1 rRNA gene is annotated in these 253 nt (G+C 50.2%); it reads left to right on the plus strand.

Going from position 1 to position 253, the window contains the following annotated elements:
• Window positions 1-225 (plus strand): 23S ribosomal RNA (locus AC0V2Y_RS28075); the annotation flags it as partial.
• Window positions 226-253 lie beyond the last annotated feature (28 nt).

Raw genomic sequence — 253 nt, forward strand, 5'->3', positions numbered from 1 at the left:
ACCTCTGGTGTACCGGTTGTCACGCCAGTGGCATTGCCGGGTAGCTAAGTTCGGAAGAGATAACCGCTGAAAGCATCTAAGCGGGAAACTTGCCTTGAGATGAGATTTCCCAGAGCCTTGAGCTCTTTGAAGGGTCGTTCGAGACCAGGACGTTGATAGGCTGGGTGTGGAAGTGCAGTAATGCATTAAGCTAACCAGTACTAATTGCCCGTACGGCTTGTCCCTATAACCTTAGCAGGTACAGAGGATAAGA

The organism is Janthinobacterium sp. BHSEK, assembly GCF_056174685.1.